Raw genomic sequence first — 20,532 nt, forward strand, 5'->3', positions numbered from 1 at the left:
CCGGGGGGCCCCGGGCAGGGGGCTCCGGGAACACGCAGGGCCCGGGACGACGCGTCGTCCCGGGCCCTGCGTGTTCTCTGACCGACCGGTCAGCCGAACCAGATGCCGATCTCGCGCTCAGCGGACTCCACGGAGTCGGAGCCGTGCACCAGGTTCTTCTGGACCTTCTCTCCCCAGTCTCGCCCCAGGTCACCACGGATGGTCCCCGGAGCGGCGGTGGTGGGGTCGGTGGTGCCGGCCAGGGAGCGGAACCCTTCGATGACCCGGTCACCCTCCAGGATGGCCGCCACGACGGGCCCGGAGAGCATGAAGTCCACCAGCGGCTGGTAGAACGACTTGCCCTCGTGCTCGGCATAGTGGGCGGCCAGCTGCTCGGTGGTCGCCTCCAGCTGCGCCAGGGCGGCGATGCGGTAGCCCTTGGCCTCCACCCGGCGTAGGATCTCCCCGGTCAGACCCCGGGCGACGCCGTCGGGCTTGACCAGGATCAGCGTACGTTCAGTCATTCAGCTCTCCTCGTGATGCGTGTGATCGTTCTCGGGCGGGCTCGGCTCCTGCTCGGCGGCCAACCGCTCCTCCGCCCTCCATCTTTCCATCTTCTCCACGTCCAGCTGGCGTCCCTTGACCACCGCGTACCACCAGCAGGCCAGGAAGAGGACGCCGACGAAGTACATGTAGGGCTCGACCAGCCCGCCGGCCAGGATGATGAACTGCAGGATCCAGCCGAGCCACCAGCCCACCGGACGCTTCAGCAGCGCGCAGGTGAGGATCAGCAGCACGGAGACCCCCAGCGACCCGCCGAAGAGCCACCAGGCGTACCACTCGTTCTGGTGGAGCCCCCACGCCATGAGCCCGAAGAAGAACATCAGCAGAGCCTCAAGGCTGAGCACGGCGGAGCCGAACATGACCCGCACCGAGCGCGGCGGCCGGGTCATCCCGGGGCGCCACTCCCGCTGGGCCCGGGTCTGGCGGCGCGGCCGCCCGCCGCGGTCGGCGTCGTCCTGAGCGGTCATCTCAGAGCTCACCTCCGCCCAGCAGCGTGCGGGCCTCACCCACCACGGTGATCGACCCGGTGATCAGGACTCCGCCCGCAGCCCCCTCGGCGGAGGAGTCCAGGCGACCGACTGCCCAGTCGATGGCCTCGTCCAGACGTTCGGTGAGGTGAATGTCCTCCTCGCGGAAGCCGACGTCGAGAGCCAGCTCCGCCAGCTGTCCGGCCGGTATCGCCCGGGGAGACGTGGACTGGGTGAAGCAGATGTCCTCCGCCAGACCGTCGTACTCTCGGTGCAGGGTCGCGAGGATCTCGCGGGCGTCCTTCTCCTGGAGGATGCCGACCACCAGCACCAGCCGTCCCAGGCCGAAGGACTCCTTGAGCGCCTGGGCGCTGGCCTCGACCCCGGCCGGATTGTGGGCGGCGTCGATGATCATGGAGGGTCCGGTCCGCAGCACCTCCAGCCGGCCCGGGGAGCTCATGTGCTCACAGGCCAGCTGCAGTGTCTCCAGGGACAGCTCCTGCTCTCCACCCCCGATGAACGCCTCCAGCGCCGCCACGGCGACCGCCAAGTTCTCGGCCTGATGCGCCCCGTGCAGAGGAAGAAGCAGGTCGGGGTACCGGCCCGCCAGACCCCGGAGGGTCACCTGCTGGCCGCCCACCCCGGGGGCGCGGCTCTCCACGCCGAACTCCACCCCTTCGAACCGGAATGGCGCCTCCGCCTCCCGGGCCGCCTCGAGGAGGACGTCGGCCGCCTCGGGCACCTGCGCCGCGGAGACCAGGAAGCCTCCCGGCTTGATGATGCCGGCCTTCTCCAGGGCGATGTCCCGCTCGGAGTCCCCCAGCAGGTCGGTGTGGTCCAGGGAGATCGGGGTGATGACGCTGACCGCACCGTCGGCCACATTGGTGGCGTCGGTGATGCCGCCCAGCCCGACTTCGAGGACCATCACGTCCACCGGCTCATCGGCGAAGATCGCGAAGGCCAGGATCGTGACGCACTCGAAGTAGGTCAGCGGCACCTCGCCGCGCTCGGCGAGCTGCTGGTCCACCAGGCCCAGATGCGGGCGGATCTCATCCCAGATCCGGACGAAGGTCTCGTCCGGCACCGGGGAGCCGTCCAGACAGATGCGTTCGGTGACCTTCGCCAGGTGCGGAGAGGTGTACCGGCCCACGCGCAGATCATGGGCCAGCAGCCCGGCCTCGATCATCCGGGCGGTGGAGGTCTTGCCGTTGGTGCCGCTGAGGTGGATCACCGGGGCCGCGCGCTGAGGCTCGCCGAGGAAGTCCATGGCCATACGCATCGGTTCCATGCGCGGCTCCATCTTGTTCTCCGGAGCTCGGGAGAGCAGCTCAGCGTAGACGCTGGCCACGGAGAACTGGTCCAGCGGCTGTCCCTCCACAGGGTTCAGCGACTCAGAATCTGACATGTCAGGTCTCCTTGCAGAAGGTCGAGTAGCGGGCGATCGTGCTGCAGCCGGCCGGCGTCGGGGTCCTCGTCACGCCCGGACCACGCTGATCAGCGGCTCGGAGGCGCCGTCGTCGCTGAACAGCCGCAGATCGTCGGTCAGCGTCTCCTCGCAGAGGAGATCCCGGTGGCTCTCCAGCGCGGAGATCGTCGCCGGGGTCGCCGTGACGGTGGTGCGGATGCGGTCGGAGACCTGCAGGTCGGCGTCCTTGCGTGCCTGCTGCACGGAGCGGACCAGGTCACGCGCCGTGCCCTCCGCGCGCAGGGCGGCCGTGAGACGGGTGTCCAGGACCAGGAAGCCGCCGCCGGCACCCTCGACGACGCCGTCCAGCACGGTGACGGCCTGATCGGCCAAGGCGTCGGAGACGGTGGTGGTCAGCGTGTACTCCCCCTCCTGCAGCCGGAGCCCGCCGGCGACGACGACACCCTCGGAGACCGACCAGTCTCCGGACTTCGCCCCCTTGATGGCCTTCTGCACGTCCTTGCCCAGCCGCGGGCCGGCTGCCCGCGCGTTGACCACCAGCTGCTGGCCGATCCCCCAGTCGTCGGCGGAGACCTCCGTGGCGTCGAGCAGCCTGACCTCTTTGATGTTGAGCTCCTCGGCGACGATCTGCTGGTAGGTGCCGGCCAGCGCCTCGGCGTCGGGCACCACGACGGTCAGCGTCGCCAGGGGCTGGCGGACTCGCAGCTTCGCGGACTTCCGCAGCGAGGAGCCTGCGGAGGTGATGCCCCGGGTCAGGTCCATCAGCTCCACGGCGCGCTCGTCGCGCAGGTAGTCCTCCGGGTCCGGCCAGTCGGCCAGGTGCACGGAGCGCTCACCGGTGAGGCCCCGCCAGATCTCTTCGCTGATCAGCGGCAGCAGTGGAGCCGCGACTCGTGCGAAGGTCTCCAACGCGGTGTACAGCACGTCATAGGCGGCGGTGTCCTCCTCGTAGAACCGCTGACGGGACCGGCGGATGTACCAGTTGGTCAGCGTCTCAGAGAAGGCCCGGAGCGCCTCGCAGGCTCCGGAGACGTCATAGGCGTCGAGGGCCGCGGTGGCGTCACGGACCAGATCTCCGGTCGCGGCCAGGATGTACCGGTCCAGGGGGTTCAGTCCCTCGACGTCGGCCTCGGCCGCGGTCACCCGCCGCGCCTGGTAGCCCTGCCCCCCGTTCGCGGTGTTGGCGTAGAGGGTGAAGAAGTGCCAGGCGTTCCACATGGGCAGCAGCACCTGCCGCACACCTTCGCGGATGCCCTCCTCGGTGACCACCAGGTTGCCGCCGCGCAGGATCGGTGAGCTCATGAGGAACCAGCGCATCGCGTCGGAGCCGTCACGGTCGAAGACCTCGTTGACGTCCGGGTAGTTCTGCAGGGACTTGGACATCTTCTGTCCGTCCGAGCCGAGCACGATCCCGTGGCTGATGACGTTGGTGAAGGCGGGACGGTCGAACAGGGCGGTCGCCAGGATGTGCATGGTGTAGAACCAGCCGCGCGTCTGCCCGATGTACTCCACGATGAAGTCCGCCGGATGGTGGTCCTCGAACCAGTCGGAGTTCTCGAAGGGGTAGTGCACCTGGGCGAACTGCATGGAGCCGGAGTCGAACCAGACGTCGAGGACGTCGGGCACGCGGACCATCCGCGCCCTGCCGGAGGGGTCGTCCGGGTTGGGACGGGTCAGCTGGTCGATCCAGGGGCGATGCAGGTCCGGCTCCCCCTCGGCGTTGCGCGGCACGTCGCCGAAGGCCTCCTGCAGCTCCTCGAGCGAGCCGTAGACCTCGGTGCGCGGGTAGGCGGGGTCGTCAGAGACCCACACAGGGATCGGGCTTCCCCAGTACCGGTTGCGTGAGATGGACCAGTCCCGGGCGTTCTCGAGCCACTTGCCGAACTGGCCGTGCTTGACGTTGCCGGGGATCCAGTTGATCTTCTCGTTGTGCTCCAGCATGCGGTCCTTGATCTGGGTGACCGCCACGTACCAGGAGGTGACGGCCTTGTAGATCAGGGGCGTCCGGCAGCGCCAGCAGTGCGGGTAGGAGTGCACATAGGACTGCTCCCGGACCAGCCGCCCGGCGGCCTTGAGGACGTTGATGATGGTGCGGTTGGCCTCGAAGACCTGGACTCCGGCGATGTCGGCCAGCGGCGCCTCGCCGGCCGCCGTCGGTTCGGCGAACAGGGGCAGGAACCTTGCGCCCTCGTCCACCGAGAGGATCACCGGGATGCCGGCCTCCTCGGAGGACCTCTGGTCCTCCTCACCGTAGGCCGAGGCCTGGTGGACCAGTCCGGTGCCGTCCGAGGTGGTGACGTAGTCCTCCACCAGGACGCGGAACGCGTGCTGAGTGCCCCAGGTGTCGGCGTCGGTGTAGTAGTCCCACAGCGGCTGGTACTCCAGGCCGGCCAGGTCCGAGCCGAGGTACCGGGAGACGACGGCGGCGGAGGCGTGCTCAGCGGCGGTGCCGTCCTCGGTGTCGGCGAAACCGAGGTCCTTCGCATAGGAGGCGAGCAGCTCGGCGCCCAGCAGGTGGCGCCCCGGCAGCGGCCCGTCCGCAGGAGCTTCGACGACGACGTACTCCACCTCCGGGCCCACGGCCACGGAGAAGTTGGTGGGCAGCGTCCAGGGCGTGGTGGTCCACGCCAGCAGGTTGACCCCGCGCAGGGCATCCCCATGATCACCGCCCCCTGCGATGGGGAAGGTCACGGTGATCGAGGGGTCCTGGCGGTCCTTGTAGACCTCGTCGTCCATGCGCAGCTCATGGTTGGACAGCGGGGTCTCGTCCTTCCAGCAGTACGGGAGCACCCGGAAGCCCTGATAGGTCAGGCCCTTCTCGTGGAGCTGCTTGAACGCCCAGATGACCGACTCCATGTACTCGACGTTGAGCGTCTTGTAGTCGTTGTCGAAGTCCACCCAGCGGGCCTGCCGGGTGACATAGTCCTGCCACTCGGCCGTGTACTTCAGCACGGAGGCGCGGCAGGCGTCGTTGAACCGGTCCATGCCCATGGACTCGATCTCAGCCTTGTCGGTCATCCCGAGCTGCTTCATGGCCTCGAGCTCGGCGGGGAGCCCGTGGGTGTCCCAGCCGAAGCGGCGCTCCACCCGGTGTCCGCGCTGCGTCTGGTAGCGGGCGACCAGATCCTTCACGTACCCGGTGAGCAGGTGCCCGTAGTGCGGCAGCCCGTTGGCGAAGGGCGGGCCGTCGTAGAAGACGAACTCCCCGCCGCGTCCTCCCTCAGCATCGGCGGGCCGGTTCTCCACGGAGGCGTGGAAGGTGTCGTCCTCGGCCCAGCCGGCGAGGATCCGCTCCTCGATGTCCGGGAAGCGCGGGGAGGCGGGCACGGAGCCGGCGGCACCGGCCGCCGGGGTGGCGCGGGGGTACACGGGTGAGGAGTTCTTCTCGGTCATGGAGGTCCGTCCTGGGTGCTCAAGAACTGGTGGGCGTCTCGTTCTTCCGCAAGGACGCCTCGGCCGGGCCGGACGCGGTACCACCTCGCTTGTCCGCCGTCGGCCGCGGCGCCTCGGCGCCGGGACCGCTCAGCGGACCTCTCCATGACAGCTGTGACGGGCTTGCCCGTCCGGATCTACTGAGGCCCGCGCTGCGGACCTGTTCTGCCGGAAGCTCACCGGTGATGGCCGGGTCGTCGCTGATGCCCATATTCTACGGGATCCCCCGGCATGACGCCGAACCGTGGAGCGCGCCTGCACTCGGGCGGCGGCCATCCCTTCCGGGCCGGAGAGGCCGAGGCTACCGTGGTGGCTTGTCACGGGACGACATCGACGTCACCGGACCGGACCGACGGGTGCGAGGAGGCGGGCCGTGCAGATCATCTGGATCTCGGAGACCGCGGCCACCGAGGCCGTGCTGCTGGTCTGCGCCTTCGTGCTCTCTGCGGTGATCGGCATCGAACGGGAGGTCCGACTGAAGTCGGCCGGAGCCCGAACCCATATCCTGGTGGGCCTGGGTTCGGCGCTGTTCACCCTGGTGTCCGCCTATGGCTTCGCTCCCCTGCTGGGCGACGAGGTGATCCTGGATCCGTCCCGCATCGCGGCCCAGATCGTCACCGGCATCGGGTTCCTGGGCGCCGGAGTGATCTTCGTGCGGCAGAACATCGTCTCGGGGCTCACCACGGCGGCCTCCATCTGGGTCACCGCCGCGGTGGGCATGGCGTGCGGAGCGGGCATGCCGGTCATCGCCGCGCTGACCGTCGTGCTGTACCTGCTGGCCGTCACAGTGATCACGTTCGTGGCGCGCAGGCTCCCTCACCACAGCCGCAGCCGCGTCTTCCAGGTGCGCTACCTCGACGGCCGCGGCGTCCTGCGGGACGTGCTGGGCCGCGCCTCAGATCTCGGATACGCCTCAGCTCTGTCGCGCACCCGGCATGTCGAGGGCGACGACGGCGCCATCGTGGAGGCCACGCTGCGCTTCACCCGGCATCAGGGCGTCAGCGAGGACGAGCTGTTCCGCTCGCTCTCCGAGATCTCCGGAGTGCGTGAGGTGCGCTCGGTGCAGGAGGAGCACGACTGAGAGGCTCGACCGCATCACGCTCGGCGTCGTCCTGCAGACCGGCCCCTTCCTGGGCTGACGCCCCCTGCTCAGCCAGAGTCCTGCTCAGCCAGAGTCCTCCTCAGCCAGAGCTCTGCGCCGTCGGGCGGACCGCCAGCCACAGCTCCATGTGGTCCTCCTCGCCGCCGTCGTCGTGCACCGTGGCGAGCATCTCGGGGGCGTCCAGCGGCTCGTACGGGTTGGCGGGGAACCACTCCCCGTAGGCCTGAGGCCACAGCTGCTGGATCTCTTCGATCTCCACGCCCTGGGAGCTGAGCACCAGCCACTGATGCGCCTCGACCTCAAGCGACTCAAGCGGCCCGTGGTCCGGCTGCCGGCCGTCGTCCGGGGGAGGTGACTGGGTCGCGGCGGCCAGCCAGTAGTCGAACGTGCTGCCGTCCTCGCGCTCCTCCTCGAAGGCGGTGCACACGGCAAGCACACCGGGCGGCCTGCCGGTGGACAGCGCGGCGATGTCCTCCAGCGTCTTCTGGCCCAACTCGTCCAGGAACGCTGTCATCGCGGGGTTCGGTCCCTGCTGGACGATCGGCAGGCGACGCCGCCGGCCCAGCAGGGTGAAGGCGTCCAGGGTCTCGATCCGATAGGTCATCTGCTGTGTTCCTTCCACGGAGAGGGTGAACCGCAGCGGGGGCTGCGATCGCAGGCGAGGGGCCGCTCTGCGGGCATCCACGGGGCCGACGCCGTGGACCGCGCGGAAGGCACGGCTGAAGGCGTCGGCCGAGCGGTACCCGAAGCGCACGGCGATGTCCTGCAGCGGCTCCTGCCCGCTCAGCACCGCCGGTGCGGCCAGGGTCATACGCCGGCGCCGCACGTACTCGGACACCGGCATCCCGGCCAGCACGGAGAACATCCTGCGGAAGTGATGCTCCGAGGTCAGGGTGGCTCGTGCCAGCCGGGCGACGTCGACCGTCCCCGAGGTGCGGTGGTGCGCACCGTCGGCGATCTGCTCCTCGATGAGGGCGATCGCCCGGTTCCAGCTGTCCATCCGTTCCTCCTTCGGATCGCCTCGATCCGACTGCTGCGGTTGATCTGACCTCATCAGCCTAGGAAGACGACGACGCCGCGGACCCGATGATGCATGCCCGATCCTGTCGGGTCGGCATCGTCGGATCCGCGGCGTCTCACGAGGCGGACATGCGCGCGGGGCTCAGCCCTGCTCAGGCTCGGCCAGCTCCACCTCGGTGACGGTGAGCTCGTGCACGGTCTCCCCCTGGCCCACGAGTTCCAGGGCACGCGAGCGAGTCGCGGCGCGGATGTCGCCCAGAGCGGCCTCCACGTGGCTCAGCGCCTCGTTCGGACCCGTGACGCGGGCCGAGAGCACCTCGGTGCGCTGCTTGACCTTGGCCTCGGACTTCGCGCGGCGCAGTCCGGCCAGGACCTCAGCCACCGAAGGCAGGATCGCCGGGTTGCCGTGGACGGACTCCAGCGCCTCGGCGCTGGGCCAGGCGGCACGGTGCACCGAGCCTTCGCGCCACCAGCGCCAGACCTCGTCGGTGGCGAAGGGCAGCACCGGGGCGAAGAGCCGCAGCACCGCATCCAGCGTGGTGGCCAGAGCGGCGCGGACCGAGGCCTGGGCCTCATCGCCGCGGGCACCGTAGGCCCGGTCCTTGACCAGTTCCACGTAGTCGTCGGTGAACCGCCAGAAGAAGGACTCCACCCGCTGCAGGGCACGGGCGTAGTCATAGGCCTCGAAGGCGTGGGTCGCCTGCTCCACCACCTCGCGCAGCTCGGCGATGAGCGCCCGGTCCAGCGGCTCGGCCAGCACGTCGGCGTCCTCGCCTCGGGTGACGATGTGCTCCTCGGTGACCCCGAGGTTCAGTGCGAACTTCGAGGCGTTGAGCAGCTTGATCGCCAGACGACGGCCGATCTTCATCTGGGCGACCTCATAGGCAGTGTCGGCGCCCAGCTTGGCCGAAGCCGCCCAATAGCGGACCGCGTCGGAGCCGAACTGCTCCAGCACGTCGTCGGGGACGACCACGTTGCCCTTGGACTTGGACATCTTCTTCCGGTCCGGGTCCAGGATCCAGCCGGAGATGGCGGCATCCGTCCACGGGGCGGAGTCGTTGAGGGTATGGGCCCGCACCACGGAGGAGAACAGCCAGGTGCGGATGATGTCGTGCCCCTGGGGCCGCAGGTCGAACGGGAACACCTTGGCGAAGAACTCGTCGTCGTGACTCCACCGGCCGGCGATGTGCGGCGTCAGCGAGGAGGTCGCCCAGGTGTCGAGGACGTCGGCCTCTCCGACGAAGCCTCCAGCCTGGCCGCGCTGGGACTCCTCGTATCCAGGAGCGACGTCGGTGGTGGGGTCCACCGGAAGCTGCGCCTCGTCGGGCAGGATCGGACGGTCGTAGTCGGGTTCTCCCTCGGCGTCCAGCGGGTACCAGACGGGGATCGGCACGCCGAAGAACCGCTGACGGGAGATCAGCCAGTCGCCGTTGAGCCCTTCCACCCAGTTCTCGTAGCGGGAACGCATGAACGCGGGGTGCCAGTCGATCTCGGCGCCGCGGCGCAGCAGCGCCTCGCGCCGGTCGGCATCGCGGCCGCCGTTGCGGATGTACCACTGCCGGGAGGTCACGACCTCCAGCGGCTTGTCGCCCTTCTCATAGAAGTGCACCGCGTGCGTGATCTTCTCCGGCTCGCCGTCGAGCAGACCGGCCTCGCGAAGCAGCTCCACGACGGCCTCCTTGGCAGAGTGGACGGTCTTGCCGGCCAGCTGCTCGTAGTGCCCGCGACCCCGCTCCGAGGAGATCCACTCCGGCGTCTCGCGGGAGAGCCGGCCGTCTCGGCCGACGACGGTGCGGGTCGGCAGCTGGAGCTCGCGCCACCAGGTCACGTCGGTCATGTCTCCGAAGGTGCAGATCATCGCGATGCCGGAACCCTTCTCCGGGTCGGCCAGCTGGTGGGCTTTGACCTCGACGGCGACATCGAACAGCGGCGAGGTCACGGTGGTGCCGAACAGGTGCTGGTACCGCGCGTCCTCCGGGTGAGCGACGAGTGCGACGCAGGAGGGCAGCAGCTCCGGGCGGGTGGTCTCGATGAAGACCTTCTCCCCCTGACCGGTGAAGAACGGGTACCGGTGGTAGGCCCCGGGCCGCTCCTTGGCCTCCAACTCCGCCTGCGCCACGGCGGTCCGGAAGGTGACGTCCCACAGCGTCGGGGCCAGTGCCGTGTAGGCGTGGCCGTTCTGGACGTCACGGATGAACGCGCGCTGGGAGATCGCCCGGGTGCTGTCGTCGATGGTGCGGTACGTCTGGGTCCAGTCCACGGAGAGGCCCAGGCGGGAGAACAGGTCCTCGAAGACCTTCTCGTCCTCGACGGTGAGCTTCTCGCAGAGCTCGATGAAGTTGGGCCGGGAGATGACGTCCCAGTCCCGCTGGTTCTTCGCCGGGCTCGACGGCGGCGTGTAGTCCGGGATGTAGGGCTTGGAGGGGTCGCACCGGACCCCGTAGTAGTTCTGGACCCGGCGCTCGGTGGGCAGGCCGTTGTCGTCCCAGCCCAGCGGGTAGAAGACGTTCTTGCCGCGCATGCGCTGGAAGCGGGCCAGCACGTCGGTCTGGGTGTAGGAGAACATGTGCCCCACGTGCAAGGAGCCGGAGGCGGTGGGCGGCGGCGTGTCGATCGAGTAGACCGCGGAGCGCTCAGTGTCCTCCTCGAACCGGTACACCTGTTCCTGGGTCCAGGCGGCGCCGAGCTTCTCCTCCAAGCCTTCCAGCGCGGGACGGTCCGGGACCTGCGGGGTCTTCACCGACGCCGTCGCGGTCGCTGCGGTCTCGGGGCGTGCGGTCTCGATGACGGGCGAGTCTGTGCCCAAGTTCTGTTCAGCCATGCCTGCCATTGTTCCATGTCCGCCGCCCGCATTAGGCCCACCGTTCGGGGCCGGGCCCGCCCCTCCAGGACACCGCGTGCGGAGAGCCCCGTCGAGGTCGCCGTCCGGGTCGCCGTCGAGATCGGCCATCTCAGCATGCGGGCGGACCGTGGTGACCTGACGCGTGTCTCACTAGGCTGGACCCATGATTCAGACGCAGTCCGCACAGCCCCGCAGAGCTCTCGTCACCGGTGCCTCGTCCGGCATCGGTGCGGCCACCGCGCACCGCCTCACCACCGACGGCTGGCAGGTCTACGCCCTCGCCCGACGCGCGGAGAAGCTCGAGCACCTCGCCGAGCAGGAAGGCATCATCCCGATCGTCTGCGACGTCACCGACGTCGAGCAGGTCCAGCAGGCCCTGGCCCAGGTCACCGCCGAGGGCGGCATCGACACGCTGATCAACAATGCCGGCGGCGCTCTGGGCATCGAGAAGGTCGGCGACGGCCGGGTGGAGGACTGGGACTGGATGTACCGGACCAACGTCATCGGCACCCTCACCATGGTCCAGGCGTTCCTGCCGATGCTGCGCGCCCACGGCGAGGGCACCGTGCTCAACCTGACATCGACGGCGGGGATCACCGCCTATGAGGGCGGCGGTGGATACAACGCCGCCAAGTTCGGCCAGCATGCGCTCACCGGCGCTCTGCGTCTGGAGGAGGCCGAGCACAACATCCGCGTGATCGAAGTCCTTCCCGGTCTCGTGCACACCGAAGAGTTCGCCGCCAAGAGGCTGCGCGGCGACGCCGCGGCGGCCGAGGCGGTCTACCGCGGCGTCGAGAAGCCCCTGACGGCAGAGGACGTCGCGGAGGTCATCGCCCACGCGGTGAACCTGCCCCACCACATCAACCTGGACCAGATCGTGGTCCGGCCGGTGGCCCAGGCCGCCCAGCACAAGCTCATCCGCAAGGGCTGACGCCCTCCCGCGGCAGACCGCCGCGCCGGCTGCGCGGCAGGGCCCGTCAGGTCATGCCGCACAGCCGGGCCGGCGACGGCGTCAGTCGAACACCGGACGCTCGGTGCGGCTGCGCTTGAGCTCGAAGAACCAGGGGAAGCCGGCCAGCGTCACCGAGGCGTCGAACAGCGTCCCAGCCTCTTCCCCCCGGGGAATCCGGGTGATCACCGGGCCGAAGAACGCCGTGCCCTGGAAGGCCACGATCGGCGTGCCGACGTCCTGGCCCACCAGGGAGATGCCCTTCTCATGCGAGGCCCGCATCTGCTCGTCGTTGACGTCGGTCTTCGCCTGCTCCAGGAGCGCCTCGTCAAGGCCCAGCTCCCGCAGCGCCTTGGCGGTCGCCTCCGCGAAGTCCTTGTTGTCGTTGTCATGGATCTCGGTGCCGACCGCGGTGTAGAAGCGACCGACCTCCTCCTGCCCGTGGGCCAGCTGCACGGCCGTCGCAGCCCGTGAGGGGATCCAGCGGGCCAGCTGCTCCTCATCCTCGGCCGGCGAAGGGTTCTTGTCCTCGTTCAGCACTCCCAGGCTCATGACGTTCCAGGTGACCTCGACGTCACGGACCTGTTCGACCTCACGGATCCACCGGGAGGTGACCCAGGCGAAGGGACACAGGGGGTCGAACCAGAAATCTACGCGCTCAGCCATGCTCGGCTCCTCTCTGACGGGATGTCACCGGCGACGGCTTCATCCGTCGGCGGCTCGCTTCCACCCATCCCCAACTGCTGGGTGGTCCAGGTCATTCCTTCCCCACGGCGGCAAGGGAGAGCCGGCGACGCCGTCACCCTGCCCAGCCGCTCAGAGATGCCGGCTGGGAGGGACGTCTAGTCCCAGCAGCGCGTTCTCCGTGACCTCCATCAGCGCCGGGTGGATCCAGTACTGCCCTCTGGCCGCGCTGTGGGCGTCCTGTCCGAAGCTCATCGCCTGGATGACCGGCTGCAGAAGGTTGGAAGCCTGATAGCCCATGGCGTGGCCGCCGAGCAGCGTCCCGTCACGACGGTCGGCGATGACCTTGACGATGCCGGTGCTGTCCTCCATGGCCCATCCGTAGGCGGTGTCGCCGTAGTGCTGGATCTTCACCGTGACGTGCTCGGCGCCGATCTGCTCAACCGCCTGCGGCTCGGTGAGCCCCACCTGGGCCAGTTCGGGGTGGGAGAAGACGGCGGCCGGGACCGCGTGCTGACGCGAGGGCCGCAGGTCGTGCGGGTTCTCCAGATTATGGGCCACGACCCGGGCCTCGTGGTTGGCCACATGTTTGAGTTGAGCCGCCGAGCTGAGGTCTCCCAGGGCGTAGAGCCCCTCGACGGGCTCCCCGCCGGCGAGCACACGCTGCCAGGCGTCGACGACGATCCGCCCGTCGTCGTGGAGGTCCAGCCCCGCCTCCTCAGCGCCGAGCAGATCACTGTTGGGGCGACGCCCGATCGCGATGAGGACGATGTCGACGTCGTACTCCTCCTGCCGTCCGTCGACGGTGAGCAGCTGGGCCGTCGCCCCCGCCGGCTCGCCCCGTCCCTCGGGATCGCGGGCGACGACCGCGCCCAGGGTGCGCTCATAGAGCACGGTCCAGCTCTTCTCCGCCTCGGCCGAATACGCGCTGGCCAGGTCAGGGTCCAGGGCGGACATCAGACCGACGCTGCGGTTGACCTGGATGACCTCGCTGCCGAGACCGGAGAAGATCCCGGCGAACTCGCAGGCGATGTATCCCCCACCGACGATCAGCACGCGGGAGGGCAGACTCTCCAGGCGCATCACCGAGTCCGAGGTGTGGACCTGAGGCAGGTCGACGCCGGGAACCTCCGGGAGGACCGGCCTGGATCCGGCGGCCAGCACCAGCTGCTCGGCGCGGACCTCGGTGCCGTCCTCGGCGAGGAAGGAGCGAGGGCCCGTCAGGCGAACCTGTTGCTCCAGCAGGGTGACGTGGTCCAGCTCCTCAGCGCGGTAGTGCCGCCCAGCCCGCGAGATGGCGTCCACACGGGCGAAGATCCGGTCCCGGATCTGTGGCCAGTCCGCACCCCGGAGATGGAGGTCCACGCCGAGCCGGCCGGCCTCCTCGGTGCTGTGGGCCAAAGCGGCGGGGCGCACGAACATCTTGGTGGGGATGCAGCCCACGTTCAGACACGTCCCGCCGAAGGCGTCCGTGCTGCCGACACCGCGGTCGGCCAGCACCACCGGGCGGCCGTCCCAGTGCGGCGTGATGAGCGAGTTGCCGGAGCCGGATCCGATGATGGCCAGGTCAGGGGTGAGCGGAACGCCCGGTGCGGAGTCGGTCATGGGTCCATCCTATGGCCGTGACGGGGAGCTGATCCGGAGCGCAGGCTCAACGGACAGGGTTGTGACGTCCGCCTCCGCAGGGGCTCCCCTGACGCCGGAGCCGGGAGGCAGAGACCATACTGGAGCACGGAGACGTCCGGTCCTCCCGGCGTCCGCACCACCCGCCCGACCCGAAGGAGAGATCCATGATCTTCATCGTCGTGAAGTTCCAGGTCAAGCCCGAGCTGGCCGACCAGTGGCCCGAGATCACCCGAGAGTTCACCGAGGCGACCCGCGCCGAGCCCGGCAACAAGTGGTTCGACTGGTCCCGCAGTGTGGAGGACCCGAACGAGTACGTGCTCGTCGAGGCCTTCGACGACGACGCCGCGGAGGCGCACGTCACCAGCGACCACTTCCTCCGGGCCATCGCAGAAGGCGGGCCCATGCACCAGGCGCTGGTGTCCACCCCGAAGATCATCTCGCGCCAGATCGACGGCGACGGATGGGACGAGATGGGCGAGATGCAGGTCGGCTGACGACGCAATCGGCTCTGACGAGGGGCCCTGGCTGGGATGCTTGGAGGCTTCCCCGCCAGGGCCCCTCGTCGTGCCCGCTCCCCTCAGACGCGGACGGCGGGCAGCCCCGAGCCGGTGAGCTCGTCGGTGGCCCGCTGCCTGGCGGCGCTCGGCGGCACCAACCAGGAACCGACCACGCAGACGACGAAGTTCAGCAGCAGCCCGTAGGTGCCGCCGTGCACACCCAGGAACGTCGAGTTGCCGCTGAGCGTCATGGCTGCGGCCACCGCGGCGCCGGCGAGCATGCCGAAGAACACCGCCGGGGCCGAGAGCCTGCGCCAGTAGAGCCCGAGGACGAACGCCGGCGCCACCTGGACGAGGATCTCGAATTTGAGCACGAAGATCTGGTACAGCGTCCCCGGCGGATTCCAGGCGATCCACAGCAGCAGGGCGATCAGCACGATGCCGGTGACCTTTCCCACCAGCACCTTCTGCCCGTCCGAGGCCGAGGGACGCACCAGCTTGCCGTAGATGTCATGGGACACCATGGAGGAGAAGCTCAGCAGCACCGAGTCCGCCGTGGAGACGATCGCGCCGACCACCGCGCCGAAGAGGATCACCATCGTCCAGTAGAAGAACGGGTTGAGCGAGGCGACGTCGTTGGCGAGGAGTCCGACCAGCTGCTCCGAGGCGGAGACGTCCAGCCCGGGATACAGGTCGATGCAGATGATGCCGACCACGAAGACCAGCCCCGAGGTGATGAAGGGCATCCACGTCATCCGGGCCAACGAGCGTTTGAGGATCCGCTCCGAGCGTGAGGAGTAGATGCGTTGGATGGCGTGCGGGTACATCGCCGCGCCGAAGCCCACGATCACGAGCATGGACAGCCAATTGATCGAGGTCAGGGTGTCCGGGACGCCGATCTTCTCCGGCTGGCTCTCCGCGATGGAGGCGGTCAGGTCTCCGATGCCGCCGCCGGTGAGCGCCAGCGCACCGATGAGCATGATGACGATGCCGACCATCAGGATGATGCCCTGCATCGCGTCCGTGATGGCCACCGCCCGCATGCCGCCGAGCCATTCATAGACGAGCATGACCACGATGAACGCGATCACCGCCCATCCATACGGTATGGCTCCGCCGGTGAGGCCCGAGACCGCATGGCCGATCGCCACCAGCTGCTCGAGCAGATAGTTGGCCAGACCCCACAGCATCAGCACGATCGCCAGCGCCGTGACGGCTCGGGACTGGAAACGTTGGCTGATCCAGTCCGTGGGCGTCACGAAGCCGCGTGATCGTCCGACGGCGTAGAGCCGCGGCGCGAACAGCAGGTAGACGCCGATGATCACGGTGAAGAACGGGATCGACTGCAGCCAGGAGAAGCCCTCGCGGAACGCCTGGGGCGCGTATCCCACCACGGTGTTCCCGCTGTACTGAGTGGCATAGAGCGTGAAGAACAAGGTGATGAAGCCGAGGTTGCGGCCGGCGAGGTAGTACTCGCTCACGCTCTTGCCGAGTCCCTTCCCCCGGCCGCACATCCACCCGACGGTGATCATCGCGGCCGCGTAGAGGCACAGGATGATGATGGCGTCGGCACCGGCGAAGGCCAGTTGAGTGTCCATGGTCTCGTCATCCATGGGTGTCGGCCTCCTCCTCGTCCTCGACGATGTGCCACTGCGTCAGGCACACCCAGGTGAGAAAGGCGCTCAGTCCTGCCGAGAGCACCAGCACGACGACCACCCAGTAGGGGATCCCGAACCAGTACGGGGCGATGCTTCCCTCTGGCAGGTACCAGGGGGCGTTGAAGAGGACGAGCGCGGCCAGCACCACCCAGATCCACGGCCTGCGGATGGGTTCCTTCATGTCAGTCCTTCGAAGAGTTGTATACAGCGCGGCAGCGCCAGGGTTCTCCGCGGGTTCTGCGGGGTTCACGATCGGCTCTGACGAGCCGATCTGCCACCAGGGGTGATGGCGACAGATATGAGCACAGCCAAGATCGTATACTGTCTTCTGTGACAGAGCTAACACCGGCCGCCTGAGTCAGGCATCCGATCCGCGCACAGGAGAGACCGACCCCGATGACCCAGCCGATCCAGCCGACTCCGCCGGCCCAGGCCCTCACGTCCACCGCGAGCACAGGCTCAGGGCCCCTGGCCGGCCTCCGCGTGGTAGAGATGGGGCAGCTCATCGCCGGCCCCTTCTGCGGCCAGCTCCTGGGCGACATGGGTGCCGATGTCGTCAAGATCGAGGAGCCCACCACCGGAGACCCGCTCCGCCAGTGGGGGCGCGCGCACCCTCGGGGAGAGTCGCTGTGGTGGGCGGTGCTGGGACGCAACAAGCGGTCCCTCGCTCTCGATCTCCGCCGACAGGAGGGCCAGCGGATCGCTCGGGAGCTCATCGGCGGCAGCGACGTCCTCGTGGAGAACTTCCGCCCGGGCTCCCTGGAACGCTGGGGCCTCTCCCCCGCGGAGCTGATGCGGGAGAACCCCGGTCTGATCGTGGTCCGGGTCTCCGGCTTCGGACAGACCGGTCCGTACTCCTCCCGGCCGGGCTACGGGTCGATCGGCGAGGCGATGGGCGGCCTGCGCCACGTCGTCGGTGACCCGTCGACGCCGCCGTCCCGCGTCGGGATCTCGATCGGCGACACGCTGGCCGCCACATTCGCGGCACTCGGCGCCCTGTCCGCCCTGCACGAGCGCCACCGCAGCGGCCGAGGACAGATCGTCGACTCCTCGATCTATGAGTCCGTGCTGGCGGTGATGGAGTCCCTGGTGCCGGACTGGGCCCTGGGTGGGGTGCAGCGGGAGCGCAGCGGCTCGATCCTGCCGAAGATCGCCCCCAGCAACGTCTACCCCACCCGAGACGGGCTCTGGGTGATCATCGCGGCGAACCAGGACACCGTGTTTCGCCGCCTGGCGCGGGCCATGGGAGACCCTGCCCTGGCCGACGACGCGCGCTTCGCCGACCACCACGGGCGCGGCGAGCACCAGGAGGAGCTCGACCAGCTGATCGCCGAGTTCTCCTCCACCCTCGACTCCGCGGCCCTCGAATCCCTCCTGGAGGAGCACGAGGTGCCGGTGGGCAGGATCTTCCGGCCTCAGGAGATGCTCACCGATCCGCACTACGCCGCCCGCGAGTCGATCACCGCGGTGCCCCACCCGGTGCTGGGCGAGGTCCCGATGCAGAACACCTTCCCCCGGCTCAGCCGCACCGACGGCGGCATCCGCTGGCCCGGTCCGGCGCTGGGGGCCCACACTGACGAGATCCTCGCCGAGCTCGGGCGCGACGCCTCGTCCCGTCAGAGCCTCCGCGACCAGGGGGTCGTGCGATGAACAGCGACAGCCGTCCCGTGCCCTCTCTCTCCGACGTCTGGAAGCTTCCTGCGCGCGCCCGCGTGGTGGAGGTCGGTCTGCGCGACGGGCTCCAGGCCGTGGAGCGGCCGCTGCCCCTGGGGGCCAAGGTGGAGATCGTCCACCGACTCATCGATGCGGGCGTCACAGAGATCGAGGTGGCGTCGTTCGCCCACCCGAAGATCCTCCCGCAGCTCGCCGACGCCGAGGAGCTGCTGCGCCGCGTCCCGCGCGTCGACGGTGTCACCTATCGGGGGCTCGTCCCGAATCTGCGGGGCATGCGGCGCGCCGCCGACTGCGATCTCGACGAGGTGGCCGTGGTGGTTCCGGCAGACGACGGCATGGCACTGAAGAACCAGAACAGGTCCACCTCGGAGCTGCTCACCGAGACGCGCGAGATCGGGCGCCTCGCCGCCGACGCCGGTCAGCGGCTCATCGTCGCCGTCGCCTGTGCCTTCTTCGCCCCCAGCCGCGGCACGGTCCCCTCCGCCGAGCGGATCGCCGTCGTCGAGGGCGCCCTGGAAGCCGGGGCGGACGCCGTCTATCTGGCGACCACCACCGGGCAGGAGCATCCCGCCGAGGTCCATGACGGAGTGGCCGAGGTCCGCCGACGATTCCCGGAGCTGAGCTGCGGAGTCCACCTGCACAATCGCAACGGCTTCGCCCCCGCCAACGCGCTGGCGGCGCTCACGGCCGGCGCCGACTGGCTCGAGGCCTCGTTCTCCGGGCTCGGGGGCGACATGTGGTTCCCGGGGGATCCCACGGTGCTGGGCAACATGGCCACCGAGGACCTCCTGCATCTGCTGGGCGGGCTGGGCATCGAGACCGGCATCGACTTCGAGAAGCACCGCCGACTCGCCGCCGAGGTCACCGACCTGACCGGATTCCCCGTCACCTCCTTCGTCGCACGCGGCGGCAGCCGCGACGACCTGGCCGCCGCCACGTGGCCCGACACCCACCCGGGGAGGGCTGATGGCGACGCTGGCCGATGACCTCCTGGGACTGATCGCCTCCGGCGAGTACAGCGGCGGCCAGTGGCTGCGGGAGGGAGTTCTGGCTGAACGTCTGGGCGTGTCCCGCACACCGGTGCGCGATGCGCTGCGTGAGTTGGCCGCGCTGAGTGTGGTCGAGCTGGTTCCGCACCGCGGCGCCCGGATCCGAGAGCACAGCTTCTCCGACATCGAGCAGATCTACCGCGCCCGGGCACGGGTGGAGCCCGCCGTCGTGGCCGACGCCGTCCCGCGGCTGGAGCGTGGACACCTGGAGCAGCTGAAGATCATCAGCGCTCGCATGCACACGCTGGCCCACGACCCCTCCCGTCGCGCGGAGCTCTCCCGGCTGAACAACGCGTTCCACCGGATCTTCCTGGACGCGGCGGGCAACCGGGCCCTGGCCGCCTCCGCGCGACACCTGGTGACGCCGCTGCTGGTGGCCCATGTCTTCGCGGCCTACTCGTCGGAGGCGCTGGCCCGGTCCCTGATGCATCACGACGAGCTCATCCTGGCCGCGGAGGCCGGAGACGCCGAGTGGGCGGAGGCCATCATGACCGCCCACATCCTCAGCGGACTGCAGGGCCACCGGGCCGCCCGGGCCGCTGCGGAGGAGGAGAGATCCGGCGACCCGGCCGGGACTCCGCCCGCGCTCGGATGACGTCGTCAGCAGTCGTGCGGGTGTCACACCCGGCCGCCCCCGGGAGTCGCCACCACAAAGCACCGGGGAGTCCCTATGATGGGACGCGTGCAGATCATGAGCGTGTCCAGCTTGAAAGGCGGGGTCGGCAAGACCTCGGTCACCATGGGGTTGGCGTCTGCCGCCCTCCAGCAGGGGGTCAGGACGCTGGTCATCGACCTTGACCCCCACGCTGACTCGACCACCGGGCTCGCGGTCTCCCGCGGCGCCGGCACGGAAGCGGGTCAGCTGCTCAAGGACGCCCGCAGGACGCGGGTCTCCGAGCATGTGGTGCGCTCCGGCTGGATCGACCTGCTGCCGGAGGACCAGCGCGCCGACGCAACTCTCGACGTCATCGTCGGCTCCGCGCTGTCGGCCACGTTCGACCGCCCGGACATCCGTCCGCGGGACATGCGACGCCTCCGGACCCTCCTGACAGGCCTGGAGGGCTATGATCTCGTACTCGTCGACTGTCCCCCGTCACTGGCCGGACTGACGCGCATCGCCTGGGCCGCCTCGAACCAGGTGCTCCTCGTCGCCGAGCCCAGCCTGTTCTCCGTCGCCGGGACCGAACGCACCATGCGAGCCATCCGGCTGTTCTCCAACGAGTACGCCCCCCAGCTGAAGTCAGCCGGTGTGGTGGTCAACAGAGCCCGCGCCGACTCCACGGAGCACGAGTACCGGCTCCTGGAGATGGAGCGCCTCTACCAGGAGAAGCTCATGCTGCCTGTGCTGGAGGAGAACGCCTTCTGGCAGCAGATCCAGGGCGCCGCCTACCCGGTCCACCAGTGGCCGGGCGACCAGGCTCGCGATCTGGCGAAGTCCTTCGACCAGCTCCTCGACCAGCTCCTCTGAGCGTCTCGGCGTCCTGCGCCGCGACACCTCTCCCGGACATGAGGAAGGGGCCCGATCCGGGGCAGACGGCACCTGCGAGCCTGGAAGTTTCAAAA

General features: G+C 69.2%; 17 protein-coding genes. 7 read left to right on the forward strand and 10 right to left on the reverse strand.

What is annotated here, in order from left to right:
* Positions 1-89 precede the first annotated feature (89 nt).
* From ndk to ileS, 4 genes are all read right to left on the reverse strand, one after another.
* Positions 90-503: a nucleoside-diphosphate kinase gene (gene ndk, locus SD455_RS15910; RefSeq protein WP_311024765.1), complete on the reverse strand. Its 414-nt coding sequence runs from the start codon at positions 501-503 to the stop codon at positions 90-92.
* Positions 504-1,010: a DUF4233 domain-containing protein gene (locus SD455_RS15915; RefSeq protein WP_311024766.1), complete on the reverse strand. Its 507-nt coding sequence runs from the start codon at positions 1,008-1,010 to the stop codon at positions 504-506. It lies immediately after the preceding gene.
* Between the two features lies 1 nt (position 1,011).
* Positions 1,012-2,415, reverse strand: a complete 1,404-nt coding sequence (locus SD455_RS15920) for a bifunctional folylpolyglutamate synthase/dihydrofolate synthase (protein WP_445508685.1) — start codon at positions 2,413-2,415, stop codon at positions 1,012-1,014.
* Positions 2,416-2,484: 69 nt separating this feature from the next.
* Positions 2,485-5,829 (reverse strand): isoleucine--tRNA ligase, encoded by a 3,345-nt coding sequence (gene ileS, locus SD455_RS15925; protein ID WP_445508686.1) that lies wholly within the window; start codon positions 5,827-5,829, stop codon positions 2,485-2,487.
* A gap of 412 nt (positions 5,830-6,241) precedes the next feature.
* Here ileS and SD455_RS15930 point away from each other — a divergent pair, with 412 nt between their 5' ends.
* Positions 6,242-6,949, forward strand: a complete 708-nt coding sequence (locus SD455_RS15930) for an MgtC/SapB family protein (RefSeq protein ID WP_445508687.1) — start codon at positions 6,242-6,244, stop codon at positions 6,947-6,949.
* Positions 6,950-7,049: 100 nt separating this feature from the next.
* On the opposite strand, the gene SD455_RS15935 is transcribed toward SD455_RS15930, so the two are convergent.
* Complete coding sequence (locus tag SD455_RS15935; RefSeq protein WP_311024769.1) at positions 7,050-7,970, reverse strand: AraC family transcriptional regulator; 921 nt, start codon at positions 7,968-7,970, stop codon at positions 7,050-7,052.
* Positions 7,971-8,132: 162 nt separating this feature from the next.
* Positions 8,133-10,811: a valine--tRNA ligase gene (gene valS, locus SD455_RS15940; RefSeq protein WP_445508688.1), complete on the reverse strand. Its 2,679-nt coding sequence runs from the start codon at positions 10,809-10,811 to the stop codon at positions 8,133-8,135.
* A 184-nt stretch (positions 10,812-10,995) separates the two neighbouring features.
* On the opposite strand from valS, the gene SD455_RS15945 reads away from it, so the two are divergent.
* Positions 10,996-11,763: an SDR family oxidoreductase gene (locus SD455_RS15945; RefSeq protein WP_445508689.1), complete on the forward strand. Its 768-nt coding sequence runs from the start codon at positions 10,996-10,998 to the stop codon at positions 11,761-11,763.
* Positions 11,764-11,844: 81 nt separating this feature from the next.
* Here SD455_RS15945 and SD455_RS15950 read toward each other — a convergent pair whose 3' ends face one another.
* Both SD455_RS15950 and SD455_RS15955 read right to left on the reverse strand, forming a co-directional pair.
* Positions 11,845-12,447 (reverse strand): mycothiol-dependent nitroreductase Rv2466c family protein, encoded by a 603-nt coding sequence (locus SD455_RS15950; RefSeq protein ID WP_311024772.1) that lies wholly within the window; start codon positions 12,445-12,447, stop codon positions 11,845-11,847.
* 150 nt (positions 12,448-12,597) lie between these two features.
* A complete protein-coding gene (locus SD455_RS15955; protein ID WP_070160436.1) occupies positions 12,598-14,070 on the reverse strand; it encodes a mycothione reductase in 1,473 nt (490 codons plus the stop codon).
* A 185-nt stretch (positions 14,071-14,255) separates the two neighbouring features.
* On the opposite strand from SD455_RS15955, the gene SD455_RS15960 reads away from it, so the two are divergent.
* Positions 14,256-14,585, forward strand: a complete 330-nt coding sequence (locus SD455_RS15960; RefSeq protein WP_070160438.1) for a putative quinol monooxygenase — start codon at positions 14,256-14,258, stop codon at positions 14,583-14,585.
* Positions 14,586-14,668: 83 nt separating this feature from the next.
* On the opposite strand, the gene SD455_RS15965 is transcribed toward SD455_RS15960, so the two are convergent.
* Both SD455_RS15965 and SD455_RS15970 read right to left on the reverse strand, forming a co-directional pair.
* Entirely contained in the window at positions 14,669-16,201 is a 1,533-nt protein-coding gene (locus tag SD455_RS15965) for a sodium:solute symporter family protein (protein WP_201791061.1), read from the reverse strand.
* The gene (locus SD455_RS15970; protein ID WP_070160440.1) at positions 16,194-16,427 is read right to left on the reverse strand and encodes a hypothetical protein; all 234 of its coding nucleotides are present in this window, start codon (positions 16,425-16,427) and stop codon (positions 16,194-16,196) included. The genes SD455_RS15965 and SD455_RS15970 overlap by 8 nt, the downstream gene beginning before the upstream one ends.
* Before the next feature lie 215 nt (positions 16,428-16,642).
* On the opposite strand from SD455_RS15970, the gene SD455_RS15975 reads away from it, so the two are divergent.
* From SD455_RS15975 to SD455_RS15990, 4 genes are all read left to right on the forward strand, one after another.
* Positions 16,643-17,896, forward strand: a complete 1,254-nt coding sequence (locus SD455_RS15975) for a CaiB/BaiF CoA transferase family protein (RefSeq protein ID WP_445508690.1) — start codon at positions 16,643-16,645, stop codon at positions 17,894-17,896.
* The gene (locus tag SD455_RS15980) at positions 17,893-18,906 is read left to right on the forward strand and encodes a hydroxymethylglutaryl-CoA lyase (RefSeq protein ID WP_311024776.1); all 1,014 of its coding nucleotides are present in this window, start codon (positions 17,893-17,895) and stop codon (positions 18,904-18,906) included. Before SD455_RS15975 ends, SD455_RS15980 begins: the two co-directional genes overlap by 4 nt.
* Entirely contained in the window at positions 18,887-19,564 is a 678-nt protein-coding gene (locus tag SD455_RS15985) for a GntR family transcriptional regulator (protein WP_445508691.1), read from the forward strand. Before SD455_RS15980 ends, SD455_RS15985 begins: the two co-directional genes overlap by 20 nt.
* A gap of 87 nt (positions 19,565-19,651) precedes the next feature.
* The gene (locus SD455_RS15990; RefSeq protein ID WP_070160508.1) at positions 19,652-20,437 is read left to right on the forward strand and encodes a ParA family protein; all 786 of its coding nucleotides are present in this window, start codon (positions 19,652-19,654) and stop codon (positions 20,435-20,437) included.
* The last annotated feature ends 95 nt before the right edge of the window (positions 20,438-20,532 follow it).

This window comes from Nesterenkonia sp. K-15-9-6 (assembly GCF_052656005.1).